This window comes from Pseudomonas fluorescens (assembly GCF_041354075.1).
Taxonomy (GTDB): Bacteria; Pseudomonadota; Gammaproteobacteria; order Pseudomonadales; family Pseudomonadaceae; genus Aquipseudomonas; species Aquipseudomonas fluorescens_CE.
Map to the genome: position 1 here is coordinate 201,821 of NZ_JARZGC010000006.1, position 22,816 is coordinate 224,636.

The window sequence follows — 22,816 nt, forward strand, 5'->3', positions numbered from 1 at the left end:
GCGCTTATGAATAACGTCAAACGCACTGCACTGGTCGGACTCTCATGCCTGAGCGCCCTGCTCACCGTCAGCCAGGCCCAGGCCGAACTGACGCTGTACCTGGGCATGAACGGCGGCACCATGGAACGCCTGTACGCCGACAAGGTGCTGCCGGCTTTCGAGAAAGCCAACAACGTCAAAGTGGTGATCGTGCCGGGCACCTCCGCCGACATCCTGGCCAAGGTCCAGGCGAGCAAAGGCAACCCGCAGATGCACGTGATGTTCCTCGACGACGGCATCATGTACCGCGCCATCGCCATGGGCCTGTGCGACAAGCTCGAAGAAAGCCCGACCCTGGCACAGATCCCGGCCAAGGGCCGCATCAAGGACCAGGCGGTGGCGGTCAGCCTCGGCGTCACCGGGCTCGCGTACAACACGCGGTTGTTCAAGGAGAAAGGCTGGGCCGCCCCGACCTCGTGGATGGACATGGCCGACCCGCGTTTCAAGGACAAACTGGTGTTCCAGTCGATGGCCTCGTCGACCTTCGGCCTGCACGGTTTCCTGATGTTCAACCGGATCCAGGGCGGCAGCGAAACCAACGTCGATCCGGGGTTCAAGGCCTGGCCGAACACCGTCGGGCGTAACGTGCTGGAATACATCCCCAGCTCGGCGAAGATTTCCGAGATGCTCCAGACCGACGAAGCGGCCCTGTTCCCGCTGACGCCGACCCAGGTCACGGCGCTGAAACTCAAGGGCATGCAGGTCGAATACGCGCAACCGAAAGAAGGCTCGGTGGTGCTCAACGTCGCCGAGTGTGCGATCGCGGGCAACACCCAGCCGGAACTGGCGCAGAAACTCGCCGCCTTCCTGCTGACCCCCGAGGCGCAAGCCGTCGCCCTGGAAGACGGCGATCAGATCCCGTCCAACCCCAATACCCCGACCACCGACAAGACCCGTGGTCAGGTGGAGGCGATGAAGCAGTACCTGGAAACGGCGATTGCCATCGACTGGGACCAGGTCAACGAACAGCGCCCGGCGTGGAACGCGCGCTGGAACCGCAGTATCGAGCGGTAGTTCTCTTAGCTAAAACAAGGCCTCTTGTGGGAGCGGGCTTGCTCGCGAAGGCGGTGTATCAGTCGGATATGTGTAACTGACCCACCGCCTTCGCGAGCAAGCCCGCTCCCACAGGGTTCTCTGTCAGTTGGACAATGCCTCAAAACCCCACATCCAGCACCACATTGTCCAGATAGGTCCCCGCTGGCGGTGTGGTCTGGTCGGTATAGATTTTCGCGTTGTAGTTGAAGATCTGGGCGCCGATGCCCAGCCCGTTGCCGGGGTTGACCTCTGCATCGGTACCGGCTCGACGTGCCGCGCCCACACTGCCCCATCGGGTGGTGCCCGCCCCTTTGAAGATGTCATACGCCAGGTAATTGCTGCCGGAGATCATCCGCCGCCGCCCGCCCACACTGATTGCGTTCTGTCCGTCACTCAAGCCCACGGTATAAGCGCTGCCCTTGGTGCAGGCCAGGTTGATGGTCTGGCCGGTCACCGGCGTAAACGCGCTGACCACCGGCGCACTGCCGAAGGTTATGTTCGGCGCGGTGATCGTGCAGTCATTGGAGACCGTCAGGTTGACGGTCAAGGTTGTGGTGCCGCTGTTGATGTCACGTCCCAGGCAAACGGCACCGATACCGATCCCGGAGCAGTAGTTCCAGTTCCAGAAAATGCTCAGCGTCTCGGTGTAGACCCCGGCCGCGACGTTACTGCCGATGGTGGTGCCCAGGTACAAGGGCACGGTTCTGGGTACCGTGCCGCCCAGCAGCCCCAGGGCATCGATGATGCCGTTGCGCGCGAAATCGTAGGGGGTGCCGCGGGTCAGCGGATAACTGGTGCTGTTGTTGGCGTAGAGGGTGTAGCCGATGACGTCACCCTTGGGGCCGACCAGACCGCCCTGCGTCGAAGTGACGGTGGCCCAGAAGTTATCACTGCTGGTCAACAGGCTCAGCAACGAGCCCGTGCAGCTCAAGCCGCCATTGAGGGTGGAACTGGGCTGCGAGGTGGTGCGCACGGCAATCGAACTCAGCGTACCGAAGGAAGCGGGCGTCGTGCTGACCACCGAGCACAGGGCGTGGGCCGCCCCCGGCAGGCACAAGGCCAGGCAGAAGACCCCACGCACGCCGATCATCGGCACACCAGTGGCCCGATCAGCGGGATCTGATCCTGCTGCACATCGACAGCGAACTGCACCTGGCAACTGCTGCCGTCTGCCAGGCCGACCCGCAGGGTGTTTTGCGCCTCAAGGTCTTCCAGGTAAACCAGCCCGTCCCACCCCACCACCGCCTGCGTGCCGTTTTGCTCATGCACCACGCTACTGCCCAGTGGCAGCTCCCGCTGCTGCGTATCCACCAGCACGATGCTCGCGGCCACCACCCGGTTCAACGGGAATTCCAGCAGGTAGCCGCTGCCACGGCGCACGGCGATGCGCTGTTCGACATTCGGGCTGCGCACGTTGGCCGGCAGGTTCAGCGGGTCGATTTCATATTTGCCACGGTAATAGGCGCTGCTCCAGGGCACCAGCAAATGCCCATTGCGATCGGTCTGGCCGACCTGCTGGTTTTCGTAGCGCACCGGAATGTCGGCATACCCGTCGGTGCTCACCACCACAAAGGCGTCGTCGATGCGGTTGGCCGCGAACACCTGATTGTCCATCCACACCAGCGAGCCACTGGCATCGGCCCAACGGGTTTCGGCGTCGCTGTTGCCGTAGACACCGGCCTGCAACTGCACCGATTGCAGGCGCCAGGTCAGGTCGGCCTGGCGATAGGTCGGCCCGTCGCCCTGGGCATAACCGAGGCTGAAACCGACCCCGCCTGCGGTCGGCACGGCGCGGCTGTAATTGACCCGTTGCTGGGTCTGGCCGGTGTTGCTGCGCTCGCTGCTGATCGAAAGGCTGCCGCGCAAGTCGAACGGAACCACCAGCTGCGCCTGCACCGCCCAGTTGCTGTCGCCGATCTCGCGGTTGGCCGACAGGTAGAAACTGCTGTTGCGCCACAGGGGCTTGCTCCACGTCAGGTTGAGCAGGCGCGTGCGTGAGTCATCGGCAGCACGCACGTCGAAATAACCGGCGCCGAGGCTGCCCCAGCGGTCGAGGTTCAGGCTCAGGGTCGCTTGCTCGCTGCGCTGGCTGAGGGTGGTGAAGGGATTGTCGACCACCGTCAGGTCGGCGTAGCGGTCACGACGTTGCAGGCGCTGGTAGGAAAAACTGTAGCGTTGGCCGCTGTACTGATAGCCGACACTGACCTGCTGGCCGCTGTCACCCTCGAAGCGACTTTGGCTGAGGGCCGTGTTCACGACCCCGAAGTTGCCCAGGCGCAGATTGCCGCCGACGCCGCCCAGGGTCAGGGCGTCCGAGGCTTCGGCGTGGCTTTCCAGGGTGAAATAGTCACTCAGGCCGTAACGCAGGCTGCCCGAACTGACGCCCGGTCCGTAGGAGAAATCCCGCAGGCCGTAATCGCGGCGCAAGGCGCCGGCCGCCACCGAAAAATCACTCAAGCCCTTCTGCAACAGGCTGCTGGTGACGTAGAACGGCACGGTGGTCGACACCTGGCGACCCAGCGCGTCGGTGGTGACCACCACCGCTTCGCCGGCACCGTTGATGAACGGCACATTGGTCAGCGTATAGGGGCCGGGTTGCAGGTCGGCGCTGCTGGACTTGTAGCCGTTGATGAACAGGTCGACCGAGGATGGCACGGCCGCTTCCCCGGCAAACTGCGGCAAGGGATACGTCACCAGGTCCGGCCGCACGCCAAAGTCCCGGGACACCTGCACCCCGCCCATGCGCACCGAACTGCTCCAGGGCAGTGCGCCGCTGACGAAGTCTCCGCCCTCATAGGTCAGCAGACGCTCGTCATCGGAGTAACGCCAGGTGGTGTCGTAGCGCAGGTAGCCGTTGTTCAACGCGCCGATCGAGTCCCCCGAGAGCGTACGCCGGTATTGCCCGGTGTTGGACAACGTGCCCCAACTGTCGAACAGCCGCACTTCGTTCCAGGCCGCAAGGTAGGTGCCGGCATCGTCGGTGTCATTGAGGTACAGGTCGTAGTTGAACAAGGCGCCAAAACTGCTCAGGGCCTGGGTGCGCGGATAGGCGTCACGGTTGCCGACGAACTGTTCCGGCAGCCAGGTGGGCGGCACGTCGAGCAGCAGGCGCTGCCCCGTGCTGTCGTACTGGCTGTGCAGGCCGGGCAAGCTGTCGAGATCGAGCTCGGCGCCAAGGGTATCGGGCAGTTTCATGCCGGTTTCGCGCAGCGCGCTGACCGGCAGGAACAGCCGGCCACTGCGTTGTTCCACCGCGACGACGCGCCCGGTATTCATCTGATTGACCACCAATTCCAGAAACAACTGTGCATCGGCTACGGCCTCCATGCCGCTAGGGGGCGGCGGCAAATCACCGGCGCCAGAGCAATGGGCGAACATCAGGCAACCCAAACAGCCGATAGCCCGCAACGGACGCTGGAAACTGCGAGCCAGACCCTGGCTCATTACCGCTGTACGTCCGTCAATGGACTGGGTCCTCCCTGACTGTCACTCATCGACTCAGTGTGCCGGCGTAATGCTCTGCACCTGTGGTGCGCCGTTGACACGGACCTGCAACGCGGGATCGCCAGCCATCGGGCCCGGCGCCGGCCAGCGCATGATCGCGCCCGGCAACACGTAGCCCAGCAGGCCTTCCACCAGAGGCCTTGCCTGCCCGCCCTGCTTGATCGCGACATCGGTCAACCGCGCGTGCACCGCCCCCTGATTGCGCACTTCCACATAGGGCTGGCCGTCCACCGCCACCGTGCGCCAACTCAGGTCCGGCAGCCCTGCACCTTTCGGGTCACGCGGGCGACTGCTGTCCTCCTTGCTCCAAAGACCGGCGCCGTAGGCGAACAGCGGCACCGAGTAACGCATCTGGAAACGAATGGCGGCCGCCGTCTTGCCGTCGGTACTGGCGGGCGGTTTCGCCGAGGGGATTTCGTCGATGATGATGCGGTAGGCCAGCTCCTGCCCCGGCGGCACTTCCCGGGTGCGCGTCAGGCGTACCAATTGTTTCTGCCCCGGCTCGATCTTCGCCACGGGGGGGCTGCCGATCACGTCACGCTGATTCCGGTACTGGTCACTGAAACCGCTCTGGCTCCAGGCAAACACGCGAATCTGCAGGTTCGCCGTCTCGTCGCCGCGATTTTCCAGCCACAGGGCGCTGGCCTGCTGATCGGCCTCCAGCACGGGGTCGATAGGCCAGATCAACACCGAACTGGCGGCTTGCACCTTGGCGCCCGCGCAGAGCAGCAACGCCAACATGGCATGACGCACGACCCGCTGCCGCCGTGAAGCTAACCCCATGTGTCCACTCCTTGGTTCCAGGTTCAAATCAAAAACGCCGCCTTACCACGAGAGCTGCACTTGCAGCACATCGCTGTAGGTTCCCCCAGGCTGATTGCCCGGCAATTGCACCTGGCCGTAGATCGGCAGGCGGATGTTGTTGGCGTCGGTATAGGCCACCGCCACGCTCTGGCCGATGCCCAGGCTCTGGCTGTACGCCGCATCGCGAAACAGCTGGTACGCCACACGGTTGCTGCCGGTGCCGAGCTGCATGTTTCGCCCACTGTTGTTGTACTGGCCGCCATCGACGCTCATGTTCAGGGTCACACCCGGCGTGCATTGCAACTGCACACCCGCCGTCAGGGCCACCCGCACGGTGTTGCTGGCCAGCGCCGACTGGCTGCCGAAATTCAGGCTGCCGTAGTTGGACACACCGCCGACGATCAGGCACCCCGGCGTCACCGTGGCACTGACCTGGAAACTCTGGCTGGTGGCCGCCGTCAGCGGCAACGGCAGGCTGCCCATGCACAGCAACAACGCTAAGCGTCCGAGGCGTTTCATCGGGCTAGAACGTCAGTTCGACGGCAATCGTGTCGGTGTAGGTTCCCGCCGGCAGCCCGGCCTTGCCCACCGCCTGACCATAGATGTTCACGGTCTGCGCCACGCCGGTACTGGCCGCCAGGTTGATCGTGCCGTTGATGGCCAGGATCTGCGAGTGGCCCGCGTCGGTGTAGAGGTCGTAGGGCACATAGTTGGCAACACCGTCGTACAGCGCCCTGGTCCCCCCCGTCGACTGTCCATCGTGGGCACCGGCGCGCACCGTCACCGTGGGCGTGGTACCGCTGGAACACAGGATCGACAGCGCTCCGCCTCCGCCGGCCAGTACCTGCCCGGTGGCCGTGGTGAAGAGGCTGTTGGCGGTGCCGAAGTTCAAGGCACCGAAATTCAATCCGGTGGAACCTCCGCCTCCGTTCACCTGGCAACTGCTGGTCAGGATCAGGCTGGAGGTAATCTGGCCGGTGACGGTGGTGGCGGCCTGGGCACTGGCGGCCAGCGTCAGGCCGATCAGGGGCAAACCAATTCTAGTCGCGAGCGTGTGCATGGGGATCCGTCCTCTACAGGGTTACCAATCGAGCGTCACGGTCAGGGTGTCGGTGTAGACACCGGCCGGTACCGCGCGGGCGTTCGCCACCACCGAACCAAACACCGGAATCGGTATCTGTGTGCCGCTGGTGACGGCGAAATTGTGTTGCTGGCCGATGCTGTAGCTCTGGTGTCCAGAGGCATCGAGGAACAGTTGGTATGGAAGGGTCTGGCGCCCGTTGCTCAGGCGTCGGGTGGTGCCGTCACCGTTGGCACCGCCATCGATGGTGACGGTGAAGCCGTTGACCGACGGATCACAGGCGACATTCAAGCGGCCGCTGTTGCTGGCGCCGTCACCCAGGCTGGCCCTGATGGGGGTGTCCCAGGTCGGGCCCTGCTGGCCGAAATCCAGGGTCCCGAAATCGCTGACCGGGCTGCCAGCGCTGCCGCCATTGGAGACCTCGCAACCGGCGATGATGGTCAGGCGCGCATGAATCTGCCCGCTGACGGCCGCTTGCGCGCCTGCGCTCGACCCTGTCATGGCCACCATGCCGATCAAGACCCACTGCCTGCTGTTCATCACGCCTTGCCCAACTCCTTCAGGACGTTCATATCCGACGCTCCATCATGAGCGCCCCGCTTCCCTGTGCCGCCCGAGTCCATCGGGGGCCTTGTCACGAATACCGCTACCAGGTGACGGTCACCTTCACCAGGTCTGTATAACGGCCAACGGGTACGACCTCCGCCAGCCGCTCGATACGCGCATACAACGGCAGATCCACAGTGCCGGTTGACGGCACACGCCCGCTCACCGGAACGTCCACCGCCAGCGGAATCAGCCGCGCCGGGTCCTGGTAGAGTCGATAAGGAATGGGTTTGCTGCCCGCGGCGTCCGCCATGTAACGCACGTCACCGACGCCGCCGTGCTGGCCGCCATCGATGCGCAGTTGATAGGGAGTATCGGGATTGCATTCCAGACGGGGCAGGCGCTGGTTCATCAGCGCGGCGCCCAAGGGGCCGGCGGGATCATCCAGGCGCGCGGTCTGGCCGAAATCGAGCACGCCCAGTTGCTCCGTGCCGGCACTGCGCTGTTGCCCGACCAACTGACAGCCACGCTGCACGTCAACCCGCACCTGCACCTTAAGCTCGGCGGCCAATACCTGTGCACTGAGCATGACGCTCGCGACTGCCACGACGACGATTCCTTTCACGACCCATTCCTTGTGGGGTGGCTCCTGCCCATCAGGTTAGCAACGGGTCGGGAAATTTCCAGCGAAGAGGTGAAAAGGGATCCAGTCGACGGCAGGCGAACCTGTGCCGAACGGTGGGCAACGTCCGGTATCCTCCAGAAAAAAATTGTACACCCCGGGTTTTTCCGTGCAATTTTGCCGTTCTACGGCTGACATGACTGGAAGCAAATTTCCCTGATTGGTTACACTGGGCCGGCGCAGCTCGGGGGAGCCTGCCGGAATACTTCGAGGTGACATCAGTGGCCGTCCGACCACCCAAGCGCTCGCGCTTCACGCCACGCTGGAATGCGTTGCGCCGCCTCTTCGGCAAAGCGGCGAAGCCCCCTGCGAGCCACGGTGCGACCGGGCGGGCGGTGCACGACTACTTCAGCCACAAGGCCCACACCCAGGGTTACACCCTCAGCCACAGCCAGCAGCGGGTCATCGACTGCATGGCGCAATACGCCACGACACTGCTCGGCACCCCGGCGAAGTCCTTGCCCGGCCTGTACCTGCACGGCGCCGTGGGGCGCGGCAAAAGCTGGTTGCTCGAGGGGTTCTTTCAGGCGTTGCCGATCGAGCAAAAACAGCGCCTGCATTTCCATGAGTTTTTCGCCCGTTTGCATCAAGGCATGTTCAGCCATCGCGAGCACCATGACCCACTGGCCAGCACGCTCGATGCGCTGCTGGACGATTGCCGGGTGCTGTGTTTCGACGAGTTCCATGTGCATGACATCGGCGATGCGATGCTCATTACGCGACTGTTCAAGGCCTTGTTCCACCGCGGCATCCTGCTGCTGGTGACCTCGAACTACCCGCCCGAAGGCCTGCTGCCCAACCCGCTCTACCATGCGCGGTTCAAACCGGTGATCGACCTGATCAACGCGCGCATGCAGGTCATGGAAGTGGGCGGCCCGCACGACTATCGCAGCCAGGCCCGAACCCATGCCCAGCAACTGTTCACTCAGGGTCGGTATGTCTGGCCGGCCAGCACGGCACAGCGTCAGGCCATGAACCTGCCGGCCGCCAACGCCCCTGCCATCGCGCTATCGGTCGGTACCCGCCAGTTGCCGGCGCGCCATTGCGCCGGCCGAACGGTCGGTTTCACCTTTGCCGACCTGTGCGATCACCCGACGGCGGTCATGGATTACCTGGAACTGTGCCGACGCTTCGATCACTGGTTCATTGACCATCTCCCCAACCTGGCCGACTGCTCGATTGCCGCGCAGCAGCGTTTCATCAACCTGGTGGACGTTCTGTATGACCAGGACAAGCACCTGACCCTGATGGGCCAGCGCTCGCTGTGCGAAAGCCTGGGAGGCGAGGCCATCGACCTGGGCCGCACGCGCAGCCGTTTAGGACAATTGACGGTGATTGGCGAATCGGCCTGACGATCAACGCACAAAACCTGTGGGAGCTGGCTTGCCAGCGAAGAGGCCATCCGCCTCGACATCATTGTTGACCGCCTCCACCGTCATCGCTGGCAAGCCAGCTCCCACAGGGATTTTGAATCAACCCGAACCCGAGACCAGCCCCAGTTTCTTGTGGGAGCGAGCCTGCTCTGGGCGGCACTCCGACGATAGCGGCCCCCAGCCCCCGCATTTGCCGCTATCATGGCGCCCTTTTTTCAGGCCCCGGCCTCCTCCCTCGACACACAGCGAACCCGTACATGGACACCCTTGCCCAACTGCGCGCCGGGCTGCTCGCCGGCGCGACGCGCCTGGACCTGGCCGCCGACCTGAGCGAATTCCCCCGGGAAATCCTCGATCTGGCGGACACCCTGGAGATCCTCAACCTCAGCGGCAACGCCCTGACCCGCCTGCCGGATGACTTTCACCGCCTGCACCGCCTGCGTGTGCTGTTCTGCGACCGCAACCAGTTCACCGAATTGCCGGCATGCCTGGGCCAGTGCGTCTCGCTGACCATGGTCGGTTTCAAGGGCAACCGCATCGAAACCGTGCCGGGCAAAGCGCTGCCGCCGTTGTTGCGCTGGTTGATCCTGACCGACAACCGCATCGCTGAACTGCCGAGCGAACTGGGTGAACGTCCCCACCTGCAAAAACTGATGCTCGCCGGCAACCGCCTGACCCACCTGCCGCAGAGCCTGCGCAACTGCCATCGCCTGGAACTGACCCGCATCGCCGCCAACCAGTTGACCGAGTTACCCGACTGGCTGCTGACGCTGCCAAGCCTGACCTGGCTGGCCTACGCCGGCAATCCGCTGGAAACCGAAGCCGATGCCGCCGCGCTGGAGGCCACGCCGACCATTGCCTGGTCGCAACTGAATCTGGGAAAAAAGCTCGGCGAAGGCGCGTCCGGCGTCATCCACCAGGCCCTGTGGAAGCACAGCCAAGCCGTTGCGGTGAAGCTCTACAAGGGCGAAATGACCAGTGACGGGTCGCCCCTGCATGAAATGAACGCCTGCATCACCGCCGGCCTTCACCCCAACCTGATCCGGGTCGAAGGGCGGGTTGTCGAACATCCGCAGGCACAGGCCGGGTTGGTCATGGCGCTGGTCGGTCCAAGCTATCGCAACCTCGCCGGGCTGCCGAGCCTGGAATCCTGCAGCCGTGATGTCTACGCCGACGACACTCGGTTCAGCGCACCGGTGGCGTTGCGGATTGCCCGCGGCATCGCGTCGGTGGGCGAGCACCTGCATCGCCAGGGCATTACCCACGGCGACCTCTACGGCCACAATATCCTGTGGAACGAACAGGGTGATTGCCTGCTGGGCGACTTTGGCGCGGCGTCGTTCCATGCCACGCAGGACAGCCTCGAAAGCCGTGCGTTGCAACGGATCGAAGTACGTGCGTTTGGCGTGTTGCTCGGGGAATTGCTGGAGCGGATCGACTCGGGGTTGAGCGATCAGGATCGGGCGCAGCTCGAGGACTTGCAGCGGCGTTGCTGTCAGCCCCGGGTGCTGGAACGGCCGGAGTTCAAAGAGATTGTGCAGGTGCTTGAGGGGTTGTGACCGCTGCGCGGTCAATCGCGGGCTAGCCCGCGATGGCCATTTCACTGGATCAGCCCGTTACCCGGCCAGGCCGACAAACATTTCCTGCACGTCATCGTGGTTATCGAGGCCTTCCAGGAAGGCTTCGACTTCAGCCATCTGCTCGTCGCTCAAACCGCTGACCGGGTTCTTCGGCTTGTAGCCCAGTTTCGCCGACAACACGGTGAAACCCTGCTCAGGCAGGGCCTTCTGTACCGAATCCAGGTCGCTGGCCTCGGTGATGAACAGGGTCGCGCCGTCATCGGCCGGTTCGAAATCCTGTGCGCCGGCTTCGATGGCGGCCAGCTCCGGATCGGCGTCCGGGCTGTCCGGGGACGCCTCGATCATGCCCACATGGTCGAAGTCCCAGGCCACGGAGCCGGAAGCCCCCAGTTGGCCCTTGCGGAACGCCACACGGATTTCGGCGACGGTGCGGTTGATGTTGTCGGTCACGCACTCGACGATCAGCGGCACCTGGTGCGGCGCGAAGCCTTCATAGGTCACACGATGGTACTGCACGGTTTCACCGAGCTGGCCCGAGCCCTTCTTGATCGCACGTTCCAGGGTTTCGCGGGGCATCGAAGCTTTCTTGGCCTGTTCAACCACCAGTCGCAGGTGTGCGTTGGTGGAGACATCAGCACCGTTGCGTGCAGCAATGGTGATTTCCTTGACCAGTTTGCCGAAGATCTTGCCCTTGGCGTTGGCTGCCGCTTCTTTGTGTTTAACCTTCCACTGTGCGCCCATCACTCACTCTCTTGGTCTGTGGCGCCGAGACATCTATTGGCCGACGCTTTGCGCAAGTTTATACGGCCTAAAGTTGGCAATCGACCAAAAATTCCATCCGTCGAAATCGATCTTTTCACCGTGAGCTGTAGGGCGATTCGGAAATATCGATTGTGATGACTCTAAAGGGTCGCGGTTTCGTACCCTCTGCGCCTGTACTCCCCGGCCGAGGCGCTTTCGATGCATAACAACAAGGAAAATCCCTACACCCTCACCTTGCTCAACGGTGACTTGAGCCTGCAGGTCCTGCAGTTCAATGGCCGTGAAGCCCTCAACCAACCCTACCGATTCGAAATCGAAGTGATCGGCCTGGCCCCGGCCATCAATCTGGACCGGCTGCTGCAACAACCGGTGTTTTTCAGCTTTGCCGATGGCCAGGGGGTGCACGGCATCATCCACAGCGCCAGTCGCGAACATCGCGGCACGCAGCGGATCGACTACCGGCTGGTGCTGGTGCCCTGGCTGCAAAACCTTGACCGCCAGTGCTCACGCCGGGTCTTTCATCAATGCGCTGTCCCTGCCATCCTGCGCCAGTTGCTCGAAGAAAACGGCTTACCTGAAGACAGCTACCGTTTTGAATTGCCGCAGGGGCGGTATCCGGTCAAACCGTTCTGCATCCAGTTCGACGAGAGCGACCTGGCGTTTCTGCAACGGCTGTGCGAAGAGGAAGGCATCCACTACCACTTCGAACATCGCCGCGACGGTCATGTGCTGGTGCTGGCGGATGACAGCCTGAGTTTCCCCGAGGAACCGCTGCTGATGCGTTTTCAGGGCGACATGCCCGCCGGCGAACAGGTGCCGGTGATCAGCGAGTTGTTCCAGCGTCACCACTCGCCACCACCGGCCGAACACCCTGCCCCGCCACCGCTCGACCACGAGCGGCTGAGCCGACGAATCCTCGAGCGCCTGCGCTGCCGGCATGGACAGTTGCAGGGACGCAGCAACCAGAGCGCCCTGCGCAGCGGCGCAATCCTCCAGGTGTCGGAACACCCGCTGCCCCGTTTCAACGATCAGTGGCTGCTGATCGAAATCCGCCACCAGGGCCAGCAGCCTTCGATTCTCGAGCGCCGGGCCACCGACAGGGCCCGCCATTACAGCAACCAGTTCACCGCCATTGTCTGGTCAACCGTGTTCCGACCTGCGATCACCCGCGCCCGCCCTGCCATCCCGGGTTTCCAGGCGGCGCGGGTAGTGGGCCCGGTCGGCGAACCGGCACAATTGGACGATCAGGGCCGGGTCAAAGTCCGGCTATGGCCAACCACGCCGGGCGCTGACGATGAAAGCGACGGTTTCTGGATACCCATGGTCGTCGCCACGCCCACCAGCCGGGTCGATCCGCAGAGTTTGCCGATGGCCGGAAGCGACGTGCTGGTCAGTTTTCTCGACAGCGATCCGGACCGCCCGGTGCTCTACGCCGCCGCCAGCCACTCGCCGCGCCCCCGCGCCGCCCGGCAGCCCAAGGGCGATGATCGCCTGTTGTTCGACTGGTTGCTCAACCGCAAGGCTTGATCAATTTTTGCCGGCGTTTCCTGCGGCGTCCGCGAACCTCGACAGGCGCACGTCCAGGTGGTGATGAGCAGACAGGTCCGACCTCTTCGCGAGCAAGCCCGCTCCCACTTTTGACGGTGTTCGAGCTGGATAGTCTCGGTCGAAGGTGGGAGCGGGCTTGCTCGCGAATGCAGGCGACTCGCTCTACAGGCCCGGCGCCAGTTCAAAAAACGCCTGGATCAGGCGCAAATCCCGACGCCGTTCCATACACCCCAGCAGGTGCCGATTGACCAGGCCCTCCCCCAGGATCGGCACGGCCACCACCCTTGGGTCGTGCCCGACTTCCAGCGACGACACCACGCCCACCCCCAGTTCGGCGGCAACCGCCTCGGTCACCGCCTCGCGGCTGTCCAGCTCCAGCAACACACGTGGCTGGACCTTCGATTGAACGCAGGCCGCGTCGAACGTGCGTCGGGTGATGGAGCCGGGTTCGCGCAACACCATGATGACCTGGTCAAGGTCCTTGAGCGCCACCCCCTTGGCCTTGCGCGTCCAGGGATGCCCCTGGGGCACCAGCGCGCAAATGCGTGACTCGCTCAGCGCTTGCAGGTGCAGGCCCTTGCGCGGCTCGATTTCGGTCAACACCGCCACATCGGCATGCTCGGACAGCAGCGCCGCCAGGGTTTCCTGGGCATTGCCCAGACGCAGGTTGACCGTGATCCCGGGATAGCGCGCGCGCAAGCTGGCCAGCATCGGCATGACCAGGTGCGGCCCATCCGCCGCCACTTCCAGGCGCCCGGTCAGCAACTGTCGATTGGCCTCGAGCATCACCTGCGCCTCTTCCGCCAGGCCGAACATCGCCCGGGTGATGGCCGCGAGCTTGCTGCCCTCTTCCGTCAACTCGACCCGACGCGCCGTGCGCCGCAACAGGGTGATCTGGTAATGCTCCTCCAGCGCCTTGATGTGTCCGGTCACCGCCGGTTGGCTGATGAACAGGCGCTCGGCGGCGCGGGTAAAGCTGCCTTCGCGAGCCACCGCATCGAAGGCGCGGAGCTGAAACAGGTTCATGAATAAGTCCTACTGATAACTGGCATAACAACAAACAATTTGATTGATGCGACCGCAAATTGCAATTTAAGCCCCGTAGCTTCATCTCCACCGCTCGCCAGGACTCGAAAATGAGTATCACCACCCCCATCCTGCTCACCCCCGGCCCATTGACCACATCGGCCCGCACCCGCCAGGCGATGTTGGTCGACTGGGGTTCATGGGATGATCGCTTCAACCAACTGACCGCCAGCCTTTGCGAACAACTGCTGGCCATCGTCAACGGCGCTGACAGCCACCACTGCATCCCGTTGCAAGGCAGCGGCACCTTCGCGGTCGAAGCGGCGATCGGCACGCTGGTGCCCCGTGACGGCAAGGTCCTGGTGCTGATCAACGGCGCTTACGGCAAACGTCTGGCGCAGATCTGCGAAGTGCTCGGGCGCCCCTTCATCACCTTTGAAACCGCCGAAGACCAACCGACCACCGCCGCCGACGTCGACCGCCTGTTGCACGCCGACACCGGCATCACCCACGTTGCGCTGATCCACTGCGAAACCAGCACCGGCATCCTCAACCCGTTGCCCGAGATCGCCCAGGTCGTTGCACAACACGGCAAACGCCTGATCATCGACGCCATGAGCGCTTTCGGCGCCTTGCCGGTGGATGCGCAGCAGATCCCGTTCGACGCCCTGATCGCGGCGTCCGGCAAATGCCTGGAAGGCGTGCCCGGCATGGGCTTCGTCTTCGCTCGCAAGGATTCGCTGGCGCAGTCGGCCGGACATTCGCACTCATTGGCGATGGACCTGTTCGACCAGCACCGCTACATGGCCCGAACCGGCCAATGGCGCTTCACCCCGCCGACCCACGTGGTCGCCGCCCTGCATGAAGCCCTGCTGCAATACAACGAAGAAGGTGGCCTGCCGGCCCGGCATCAACGTTACGCCGCCAACTGCCAGGCCCTGATGGAAGAAATGGACAAGCTGGGGTTGCGCAGCTTCCTGCCGGCGGCGATCCAGGCGCCCATCATCGCCACCTTCCACGCCCCGACGGACCCGCGATACCAGTTCAAGGAATTCTACGAGCGGGTCAAGGCCAAGGGTTACCTGCTCTACCCCGGCAAACTGACCCGGGTCGAGACCTTCCGCGTCGGCTGCATCGGCCATGTCCAGCCTGCCGACATGCGCAATGCCGCGGCCGCCATCGGCGAGGTGCTGCGGGAGATGGAAGTGCTCAACATCTGAAATCCACTCTTCCCCCGTGGGAGCGAGCCGGCTCTGGGCGGCTCGCTCCCACAATAAAGCGGCTTACCACAGGAAACGCTCACCATGAACTACACCCACCCCACCCGACTCCAGGCCGCCATTCTCGACTGGGCCGGTACCGTGGTCGACTTCGGCTCGTTCGCGCCCACGCAGATTTTCGTCGAGGCATTCGCCGAGTTCGACGTCCAGGTCTCCATCGAAGAAGCCCGTGGCCCGATGGGCATGGGCAAGTGGGACCACATCCGCACGCTGTGCGATCAGCCGCAGGTTGCCGAACGTTATCGCAAGGCCTTCGGCCGCACGCCTACCGACGCTGATGTCACTGCCATTTACAATCGCTTCATGCCGCTGCAGATCGAGAAGATCGCCGAGCACTCGGCGCTGATACCCGGCGCGCTGGAGAGCATCGCGCAACTGCGTGCCCAGGGGATCAAAATCGGCTCCTGTTCCGGCTACCCGAAACAGGTCATGGACAAGGTGGTCGAGCTGGCCGCCCGTAACGGCTACGTCGCCGACCACGTCGTGGCCACCGACGAAGTGCCCAACGGCCGCCCATGGCCCGCCCAGGCGCTGGCGAACGTCATCGCCCTGGGCATCGACGATGTCGCGGCCTGCGTGAAGATCGACGACACCGTGCCGGGCATTCTCGAGGGTCGTCGCGCCGGCATGTGGACCGTCGCCCTGCTCTGCTCGGGCAATGCGCTGGGTCTGGACTACGACGGTTACCTGGCCCTCGACAGCGAGCGACTGGCCAGCGAACGCAAGCGTATCCAGGCGCTGTTCGCAGGGTCGCGCCCGCATTACATGATCGACAGCATCGTCGACCTGCCGCCGGTGATCGCCGACATCAACCGTCGTTTGGCCAAAGGTGAAATGCCACAATCCGCCTGATGCACCGCCCCCCTGTAGGAGCGAGCATGCTCGCGATGGTAGCCCAAACACCGCTGGCATCCTGACACCCCGCGTTATCCTTGACGACCATCGTCGGAGCGCCGCCCGGAGCATGCTCGCTCCTACAGGGGCCCACGTTCATTGACCCAACGCACAGGCAAACACGGTTAAACGGGATTACAGTTAAAGCACACCGTCGATCAAGAACGGTGGCTTGAACCGACCGTGAGGAACGCCGTATGCCCTGGAAGAATTCCGAATCCCGGTACAGCACCGTCTCGATCACGCTGCACTGGTTGATGCTGGTCCTGCTGGCGCTGGTTTACGCCTGCATCGAGTTTCGCGGGATCTTCCCCAAGGGCAGCGGTGGCCGAACGCTGATCACCGAGTCGCACTTCATGCTCGGGCTGACGGTGTTCGTGCTGGTCTGGTTCAGGCTGTTCGCCCGCAGCCTCGGCCCGGCGCCACAGATTTTCCCCGCTTCGCCAAAGTGGCAAACCACCCTGGCCCGCCTGATGCACTGGGCGCTGTACGTTTTCATGATCGCCATGCCGATCCTCGGTTGGCTGGTCACCAGTGCCAAGGGCCATCAGGTGATGTTCTACGGCTTTGACCTGCCGCTGCTGGTCGCGGAAGACAAGGCGTTCGCCAAACGCATCCAGGACTGGCATGAACTGGGTGGCACGATTGGCTACTGGCTGATCGGGCTGCATGCCCTGGCGGGGATCTATCACCACTATGTGGTGCGCGATAACACGCTGCTGCGGATGATGCCCAAACGCAACTGAACCGCGATCATTGAAAACCGCGACGGCCCTGCAAGCCGCCGGTGTGGATGAAGATCAAACGCGTGCCCCTTTCGAATCGTCCTGCTTCGACGTGCTGCCTGAGCGCCAGCAACGCCTTGCCGGTGTACAGCGGTTCGAGGGGAATGCCAGTGGCGTGTTCGGTCCGGGCGATGAAGTCCAACAGCAACGGATCGACCTTGCCGAACCCGCCACGGCTGGCGTCGAACAATTCACAGCGCAGCCCGGGCGAGCCCGCCTCCTGTCCAATCGCCTCGACCTGCTGCGCCACGCCATGGTCGCCGGGCACCGCCAACGCACCGTAAACAGGATGTTCGCCCGCTTCGGCCAGCATCAGCCCCGCCAGCGTGGTGCCGGTCCCGCACGCCAGCCACCAGCCGTCGTAACCGCTCCAGCCCAACCTGCTCAGTTGCGGCCCGACCATCGCCTTCAACGACAGGCAGCCCTTGGCCCCCGGCCATCCACCACCCCCTTCAGGCACCGGCCACAGCTCCGGGTATTGCGCCTGCCAGGGCGTCCAGAAACCGGCCTCGTGCCGCGCGCGATAACCGCCGTAACCGAGCCAGTGCAATTGCATGCCGAACGCCTGCAGATCGTTGACCGTTGGCGTCTGCTGCGCATGCCCACGCAGCAGCCCCACGGTGCGGAAACCAAAGCGCTGGCCAGCAGCGGCCAGCGCGTGCAAGTGATTGGAATGGGCACCGCCCAGGCTGATGATGCCTGCGGCCCCCGCACGGTCGGCGGCCCTGAGGTGCTCGATGAGCTTGAACCATTTGTTGCCGCTGATGAACGGGTCGATCAGGTCGAGGCGCAGGATCGCGAGTTCGAGGCTGGCGGCGCTGAGCCAGTCGAGGTGGAGGGGTTCGAGCGGGGCCTGGGGCTGCCAGTCGCTGGGAGGGAGAAGCATGGAGGCCGGCTCTGGGTAAAGAGCCGGCATCTTAACAGCCTTGAGGACGCTGTCGCGGGCAAGCCCGCCTTGGATCTCCAGTGTTTGCAAGTCCTTGTGGGAGCGAGCCTGCCCGCGAAAGCCACCGGCAGGATCAACCGGCCAGTTACAGCTCGGCCGCCAGGCGCGACCCCTGGTTGATCGCCCGCTTGGCATCCAGCTCCGCCGCCACGTCCGCGCCGCCAATCAAGTGCACCGTCTGCCCCGCCGCGACCAGGCCGTCGTGCAGTTCGCGCAGCGGGTCCTGGCCGGCACAGATCACGATGTTGTCCACCGCCAGCACCTGCGGCTCGCCGGTTTCGCCGATGCGGATGTGCAGCCCCTGGTCGTCGATCTTCAGGTACTCGACGCTGTTGAGCATCTGCACGTGCTTGTTCTTCAGACCGGTGCGGTGGATCCAGCCGGTGGTCTTGCCCAGGCCGTCACCGACCTTGGTTTTCTTGCGTTGCAGCAGGAACACTTCGCGTGCCGGGGCATGGGGTTCAGCCTTGATCCCGGCCACGCCGCCGCGCGCCTGAAGCTGGGTGTCGATGCCCCATTCTTTCCAGAACGCTGCACGGTCCAGGCTGGTCGCCACCCCCTCATGCACCAGGAACTCCGACACATCGAAACCGATCCCACCGGCGCCGATCACGGCCACACGCTTGCCCACCGGCTTGCGCTCGAGAATCACGTCCAGGTAGCTCAGGACCTTGGCGTTGTCGACGCCCGGGATGGCCGGCGTACGCGGCGCGATACCGGTGGCCAGGATGATCTCGTCATAACCGCCTTCAACCAGTTGCGCCACGTCGACGCGGGTGTTCAGGCACACCTCGACGTGGCTGGTCTGCAGTTTGCGATTGAAATAACGCAGGGTTTCGTAAAACTCTTCCTTGCCCGGCACGCGCTTGGCGACGTTGAACTGGCCGCCGATTTCGCTGGCCGGATCGAACAGCGTCACCTGATGTCCGCGTTCGGCGGCCACGGTGGCCGCCGACAGCCCGGCAGGACCGGCGCCGACCACCGCGATTTTCTTGATCGACTGCACCGGCAGGTAGTTGAGCTCGGTTTCGTGGCAAGCCCGCGGGTTGACCAGGCAACTGGTCAACTTGCCGCCAAAGGTATGATCCAGACACGCCTGGTTGCAGCCGATGCAGGTGTTGATTTCATCGGCACGGCCCGCGGCGGCCTTGTTCACGAAATCCGGGTCGGCCAGGAACGGGCGCGCCATCGACACCATGTCGGCATCGCCTTCGGCCAGGATCTGCTCGGCCACTTCCGGGGTGTTGATGCGGTTGGTGGTGATCAGCGGAATGCCCACCGAACCGCGCAATTTCGCCGTGACCTTGCTGAACGCCGCACGCGGCACCTTGGTGGCGATGGTCGGGATGCGCGCTTCGTGCCAGCCGATGCCGGTGTTGATGATCGTCGCGCCGGCCTGTTCGATGGCCTTGGCCAGGGTCACGATCTCTTCCCAACTGCTGCCGCCTTCGACCAGGTCGAGCATCGACAGGCGGAAGATGATGATGAAGTTCGGGCCGACCGCTTCGCGCACACGGCGGACGATTTCCACCGGCAGGCGCATGCGGTTTTCGTAGCTGCCGCCCCAACGGTCGGTGCGGTGGTTGGTGTGCGCGGCGAGGAACTGGTTAATGAAATACCCTTCCGAGCCCATGATCTCGACACCGTCGTACTCGGCTTTTTGCGCCAGCACCGAACAGGTGACGAAATCGCTGATCTGCTTCTCGATGCCTTCCTCGTCCAGCTCCCGGGGCTTGAACGGGTTGATCGGCGCCTGGATGGCGCTCGGTGCAACCTGTTTCGGGCTGTAGGCATAACGACCGGCATGGAGGATCTGCATGCAGATCTTGCCGCCCGCCTCGTGCACCGCGCGGGTGACGATCTGGTGCTTGAGCGCTTCTTCCTCGGTGGTCAGCTTGGCCGCGCCGGAATACACACCACCTTCGTCGTTAGGGCCGATACCGCCCGTCACCATCAGGCCGACGCCGCCACGGGCACGCTCGGCAAAGTAGGCCGCCATGCGTTCGAAACCGCCGGGTTTTTCCTCGAGCCCGGTGTGCATCGACCCCATCAGGGTGCGGTTGCGCAACGTGGTGAAACCCAGGTCCAGCGGGGCCAACAGGTGCGGATAGTGAGCGGCGGTCATCGAAAACTCCACGTCGAGCGATCACGGAAAAAGTGAGGGCGCTCTTGGGCGCCCCTCTGTCATGCACAACAGATTATGGGCACTCGACCGGGCGCTCAATGACCGAAACTGACAACTTGATGATCCAATTGCGCAGCCGACACCGCTCTGCGTGTCGAAGGTTATTTTCGTATCACAGAGGCAAGGGTCGATCCTGCACGACCCGCTTCATAACGAGCGTCGACGTCAGCCTCTGCACATTCGGCAATGTCGAAAGACTCTCATCGTAGAGCCGCTGAAAGGCTGGCAAATCTTGAGTAATGACGTGAAGCAGGTAATCCGGTTCACCAAAAAGCCGTTGAGCATTGACTATCTGGGGAATTCCGAGGAGCGCCGTTTCGAAAGCCTCAACAGCTTGTCTGTCACCTTCGCGAAGGGTAGCGAACACCATGGCGGAAAAGTTGAGGCCCAAGGCGCCAGGGTCCAGTTGAGCTCTGTAACCGAGCAGTACACCCGACTCCTCCAGCGCTCGGACTCGACGATGGCAAGGTGAAAGGCTCAATCCGACACGCTCGGCGAGTTCAGTCACTGAAAGTCGGCCGTCCTTTTGCAATTCAGAAAGAATCTTTCGATCAATACGGTCCATTTGGAAGAATCTCCCTCATTCACGCGACACACCGAACATCTTTGAAAGTAAATTCTAACAACATTTCACTATTCTTCCTCGCATCCAATTCTTCCGGAGCAGGACGATGAGTTATCAGCAAGACACGTGGGTGGCGCCATGAATCTCAGTGTGTTTATTGCCTTCTGGGCGGTGTCGATTCTATTCGTCATAACCCCGGGCGCAGACTGGGCCTACGCCATATCCGCCGGTTTGAAAGGAAGGGTCGTCATACCTGCAGTGGGCGGACTCCTGTCCGGCCACCTGATTGCAACCATGGTGGTAGCCGCGGGCGTTGGCACGCTGGTAGCCAACCACCCTTTGGCCTTGACGGTGCTAACGATTGCCGGAGCGGCCTATCTGCTTTGGCTGGGAATCAACATGCTTGCCCGCCCTTCGACACCCCATGCCGATGATGTTCAGGTTTCGAATGCCTGGACACGCTGGGCGATCAAGGGCCTGTGCGTGAGCGGGCTCAACCCGAAAGTGTTTCTGTTGTTCCTGGCGTTACTACCGCAATTTGCCCACGCCTCCGCCCCTTGGCCTGTGCCGCTACAGATGATTGCACTTGGCCTGGTCCACACGATCAGTTGCGGGGTGATCTATCTTTTGGTCGGCTTCGGTTCTCAGGCCGTTCTGCATGCACGACCCACGGCGGCTCGGTTCGTCAGCCGCTTCTCTGGCGCGGCAATGATCATCATCGCAGTCATTCTGCTCGCCGAGCAGATACTGGATTAATCCTTTTTTATCGAGGCAGTGTTCATGAGCGATCAGCCCGCACCTTACGGCAACGCAACTCACGCGCAGGCGGCGACCCGAGTGCGCATACCGCATCTGAAACAAATGAAAATGGAAGGCCGGAAATGGGCGATGCTCACTGCATACGATATGTATAGCGCTGCCATTTTCGACGACGCGGGTATACCGGTTCTTCTGGTGGGCGACTCTGCCTCCAACAACGTCTACGGCAATGAGTCCACGCTATCGGTCACCGTTGATGAACTGATTCCGCTGGTTCGAGCGGTCAGTCGCTCCACTCAGCGAGCCCTGGTGATTGCCGATCTGCCTTTCGGTTCTTATCAGGCCTCGGCCGAGCAATGTTTCCATACCGCCGTGCGCTTCATGAAAGAAGCCGGTGCCCACGCGGTCAAACTGGAAGGTGGCATCGAGATGCTGCCTCAAGTCGAGAAGCTGACGAGTTCAGGCATACCGGTCATGGCCCACATCGGTTTCACGCCACAGTTCGAACATCAATTGGGCGGCTTTCGTGTCCAGGGCCGGGGCGAAGATGCACAGCGCTTGATCGACAGTGCCAAAGCTTTTGAAGCCGCAGGCGCGTTCGCGATTTTGATCGAGATGGTGCCAGGCGATGTGGGTCGAGCGATTACCGAAGCGGTTTCAATTCCAACTGTTGGTATCGGCGCGGGAAATCAATGCGATGCCCAAGTCCTCGTCTGGCAGGATATGGCCGGACTGCGCACCGGTCGCATGCCGCGTTTCGTCAAGCAATACGCCGATCTTCGCTCGGCTCTTCACAACGCGGCGAAGGATTTTGCAATGGATGTAGGTGCTGGAACTTTTCCCGGCCCCGAGCACACTTTCTAGCCCAAGGATCTGCTATGAAAAGCCTCAGAGAACGCGCTGCCGAAGGTCTTCAGGTCGGAGACCGCTTCACCATCGATCGTTGTTTTTCAGATGAGGATGTCCGCCGATTCGCGCAGATCTCTCGGGATTACAACCCTGTTCACTGCGACGCGCGTTACGCATCGATTCGCGGATTCAAGGCACCTGTAGCCCACGGTCTTTTGACAGCCAGCGTCGTCACCGAAATCGGCGGACAAATTGGTTGGCTGGCCAAAGAAATGAGTTTTGAGTTCAAACAACCGGTTTACCCAGGAGAACAGATCAGCTGTCACTGGCTTATTGTGAACATCGACGAGCGCGGTCACGCAAAAGCCGAAGTCAGTGCTTCCAACGCACAGGGTGTCATCGTGCTGAAGGCAACTACTACGGGGGTACTGCCCGGCGTCGATGAGCGTGAACGCATGAAACAGATGCTTTCTGAAGGCGACCCTACCAACGGTGCTGCCTCTACGTCGAGGTGATGGCCACGTGTTGGCGACTGTCCTGTCTGTATCTGAAAAAACTTGCCGTAGCGAGGCG

At 62.8% G+C, this 22,816-nt stretch carries 22 protein-coding genes; 10 read left to right on the forward strand and 12 right to left on the reverse strand.

Translation table 11 applies throughout. The features are described 5' to 3' along the window. Positions 1–6: 6 nt before the first annotated feature. Entirely contained in the window at positions 7–1,053 is a 1,047-nt protein-coding gene (locus QIW53_RS10380) for an ABC transporter substrate-binding protein (protein ID WP_371049563.1), read from the forward strand. Positions 1,054–1,192: 139 nt separating this feature from the next. On the opposite strand, the gene QIW53_RS10385 is transcribed toward QIW53_RS10380, so the two are convergent. From QIW53_RS10385 to QIW53_RS10415, 7 genes are all read right to left on the reverse strand, one after another. Beyond that, positions 1,193–2,164: a Csu type fimbrial protein gene (locus tag QIW53_RS10385; protein ID WP_371049564.1), complete on the reverse strand. Its 972-nt coding sequence runs from the start codon at positions 2,162–2,164 to the stop codon at positions 1,193–1,195. Next, entirely contained in the window at positions 2,161–4,518 is a 2,358-nt protein-coding gene (locus tag QIW53_RS10390) for a fimbria/pilus outer membrane usher protein (RefSeq protein ID WP_371049565.1), read from the reverse strand. Before QIW53_RS10390 ends, QIW53_RS10385 begins: the two co-directional genes overlap by 4 nt. A 54-nt stretch (positions 4,519–4,572) precedes the next feature. Beyond that, the gene (locus QIW53_RS10395) at positions 4,573–5,361 is read right to left on the reverse strand and encodes a fimbrial biogenesis chaperone (protein ID WP_371049566.1); all 789 of its coding nucleotides are present in this window, start codon (positions 5,359–5,361) and stop codon (positions 4,573–4,575) included. A 42-nt stretch (positions 5,362–5,403) separates the two neighbouring features. Beyond that, positions 5,404–5,901, reverse strand: coding sequence for a Csu type fimbrial protein (locus QIW53_RS10400; protein WP_371049567.1), 498 nt, complete (start codon positions 5,899–5,901; stop codon positions 5,404–5,406). 4 nt (positions 5,902–5,905) lie between these two features. Further along, on the reverse strand, positions 5,906–6,442 hold the full coding sequence (locus tag QIW53_RS10405) for a Csu type fimbrial protein (protein ID WP_371049568.1): 537 nt from the start codon (positions 6,440–6,442) through the stop codon (positions 5,906–5,908). A gap of 21 nt (positions 6,443–6,463) precedes the next feature. Then, the gene (locus QIW53_RS10410; RefSeq protein WP_371049569.1) at positions 6,464–7,003 is read right to left on the reverse strand and encodes a Csu type fimbrial protein; all 540 of its coding nucleotides are present in this window, start codon (positions 7,001–7,003) and stop codon (positions 6,464–6,466) included. A 106-nt stretch (positions 7,004–7,109) separates the two neighbouring features. After that, a complete protein-coding gene (locus QIW53_RS10415) occupies positions 7,110–7,598 on the reverse strand; it encodes a Csu type fimbrial protein (RefSeq protein WP_371049672.1) in 489 nt (162 codons plus the stop codon). Between the two features lie 314 nt (positions 7,599–7,912). Here QIW53_RS10415 and zapE point away from each other — a divergent pair, with 314 nt between their 5' ends. Beyond that, a complete protein-coding gene (gene zapE / locus QIW53_RS10420) occupies positions 7,913–9,043 on the forward strand; it encodes a cell division protein ZapE (RefSeq protein ID WP_371049570.1) in 1,131 nt (376 codons plus the stop codon). Between the two features lie 278 nt (positions 9,044–9,321). Next, the gene (locus QIW53_RS10425; protein WP_371049571.1) at positions 9,322–10,623 is read left to right on the forward strand and encodes a leucine-rich repeat-containing protein kinase family protein; all 1,302 of its coding nucleotides are present in this window, start codon (positions 9,322–9,324) and stop codon (positions 10,621–10,623) included. Between the two features lie 57 nt (positions 10,624–10,680). On the opposite strand, the gene QIW53_RS10430 is transcribed toward QIW53_RS10425, so the two are convergent. Further along, positions 10,681–11,385: a YebC/PmpR family DNA-binding transcriptional regulator gene (locus QIW53_RS10430; protein ID WP_371049572.1), complete on the reverse strand. Its 705-nt coding sequence runs from the start codon at positions 11,383–11,385 to the stop codon at positions 10,681–10,683. 219 nt (positions 11,386–11,604) lie between these two features. Here QIW53_RS10430 and QIW53_RS10435 point away from each other — a divergent pair, with 219 nt between their 5' ends. Beyond that, positions 11,605–12,933, forward strand: a complete 1,329-nt coding sequence (locus QIW53_RS10435) for a type VI secretion system Vgr family protein (protein ID WP_371049573.1) — start codon at positions 11,605–11,607, stop codon at positions 12,931–12,933. A gap of 183 nt (positions 12,934–13,116) precedes the next feature. Here the strand turns inward: QIW53_RS10435 and QIW53_RS10440 are convergent, their stop codons facing one another. Then, a complete protein-coding gene (locus tag QIW53_RS10440; RefSeq protein ID WP_371049574.1) occupies positions 13,117–13,980 on the reverse strand; it encodes a LysR substrate-binding domain-containing protein in 864 nt (287 codons plus the stop codon). A 110-nt stretch (positions 13,981–14,090) separates the two neighbouring features. Here QIW53_RS10440 and QIW53_RS10445 point away from each other — a divergent pair, with 110 nt between their 5' ends. The 3 genes from QIW53_RS10445 to QIW53_RS10455 all read left to right on the forward strand — a co-directional run bounded on the left by QIW53_RS10445 (position 14,091) and on the right by QIW53_RS10455 (position 16,900). Beyond that, on the forward strand, positions 14,091–15,200 hold the full coding sequence (locus QIW53_RS10445; RefSeq protein WP_371049575.1) for a 2-aminoethylphosphonate--pyruvate transaminase: 1,110 nt from the start codon (positions 14,091–14,093) through the stop codon (positions 15,198–15,200). An 84-nt stretch (positions 15,201–15,284) separates the two neighbouring features. Beyond that, positions 15,285–16,112: a phosphonoacetaldehyde hydrolase gene (gene phnX / locus QIW53_RS10450; protein ID WP_371049576.1), complete on the forward strand. Its 828-nt coding sequence runs from the start codon at positions 15,285–15,287 to the stop codon at positions 16,110–16,112. Positions 16,113–16,351: 239 nt separating this feature from the next. Continuing rightward, positions 16,352–16,900, forward strand: coding sequence for a cytochrome b (locus QIW53_RS10455; protein WP_371049577.1), 549 nt, complete (start codon positions 16,352–16,354; stop codon positions 16,898–16,900). A gap of 7 nt (positions 16,901–16,907) precedes the next feature. Here the strand turns inward: QIW53_RS10455 and QIW53_RS10460 are convergent, their stop codons facing one another. From QIW53_RS10460 to QIW53_RS10470, 3 genes are all read right to left on the reverse strand, one after another. Continuing rightward, positions 16,908–17,825 (reverse strand): 1-aminocyclopropane-1-carboxylate deaminase/D-cysteine desulfhydrase, encoded by a 918-nt coding sequence (locus QIW53_RS10460; protein ID WP_371049578.1) that lies wholly within the window; start codon positions 17,823–17,825, stop codon positions 16,908–16,910. A gap of 145 nt (positions 17,826–17,970) precedes the next feature. Beyond that, entirely contained in the window at positions 17,971–20,010 is a 2,040-nt protein-coding gene (locus QIW53_RS10465; RefSeq protein WP_371049579.1) for an oxidoreductase, read from the reverse strand. A gap of 172 nt (positions 20,011–20,182) precedes the next feature. Then, positions 20,183–20,635 carry an Lrp/AsnC family transcriptional regulator gene (locus QIW53_RS10470; RefSeq protein ID WP_371049580.1) on the reverse strand — a complete coding sequence of 151 codons (453 nt, stop codon included), beginning with the start codon at positions 20,633–20,635 and terminating at the stop codon, positions 20,183–20,185. A 138-nt stretch (positions 20,636–20,773) separates the two neighbouring features. On the opposite strand from QIW53_RS10470, the gene QIW53_RS10475 reads away from it, so the two are divergent. The 3 genes from QIW53_RS10475 to QIW53_RS10485 are packed head-to-tail and all read left to right on the forward strand — an operon-like array spanning position 20,774 to position 22,758. Continuing rightward, positions 20,774–21,391, forward strand: coding sequence for a LysE family translocator (locus QIW53_RS10475; protein ID WP_371049581.1), 618 nt, complete (start codon positions 20,774–20,776; stop codon positions 21,389–21,391). A 24-nt stretch (positions 21,392–21,415) separates the two neighbouring features. Next, positions 21,416–22,258, forward strand: coding sequence for a 3-methyl-2-oxobutanoate hydroxymethyltransferase (gene panB / locus QIW53_RS10480; protein ID WP_371049582.1), 843 nt, complete (start codon positions 21,416–21,418; stop codon positions 22,256–22,258). A gap of 14 nt (positions 22,259–22,272) precedes the next feature. Then, the gene (locus tag QIW53_RS10485) at positions 22,273–22,758 is read left to right on the forward strand and encodes a MaoC family dehydratase (protein WP_371049583.1); all 486 of its coding nucleotides are present in this window, start codon (positions 22,273–22,275) and stop codon (positions 22,756–22,758) included. The last annotated feature ends 58 nt before the right edge of the window (positions 22,759–22,816 follow it).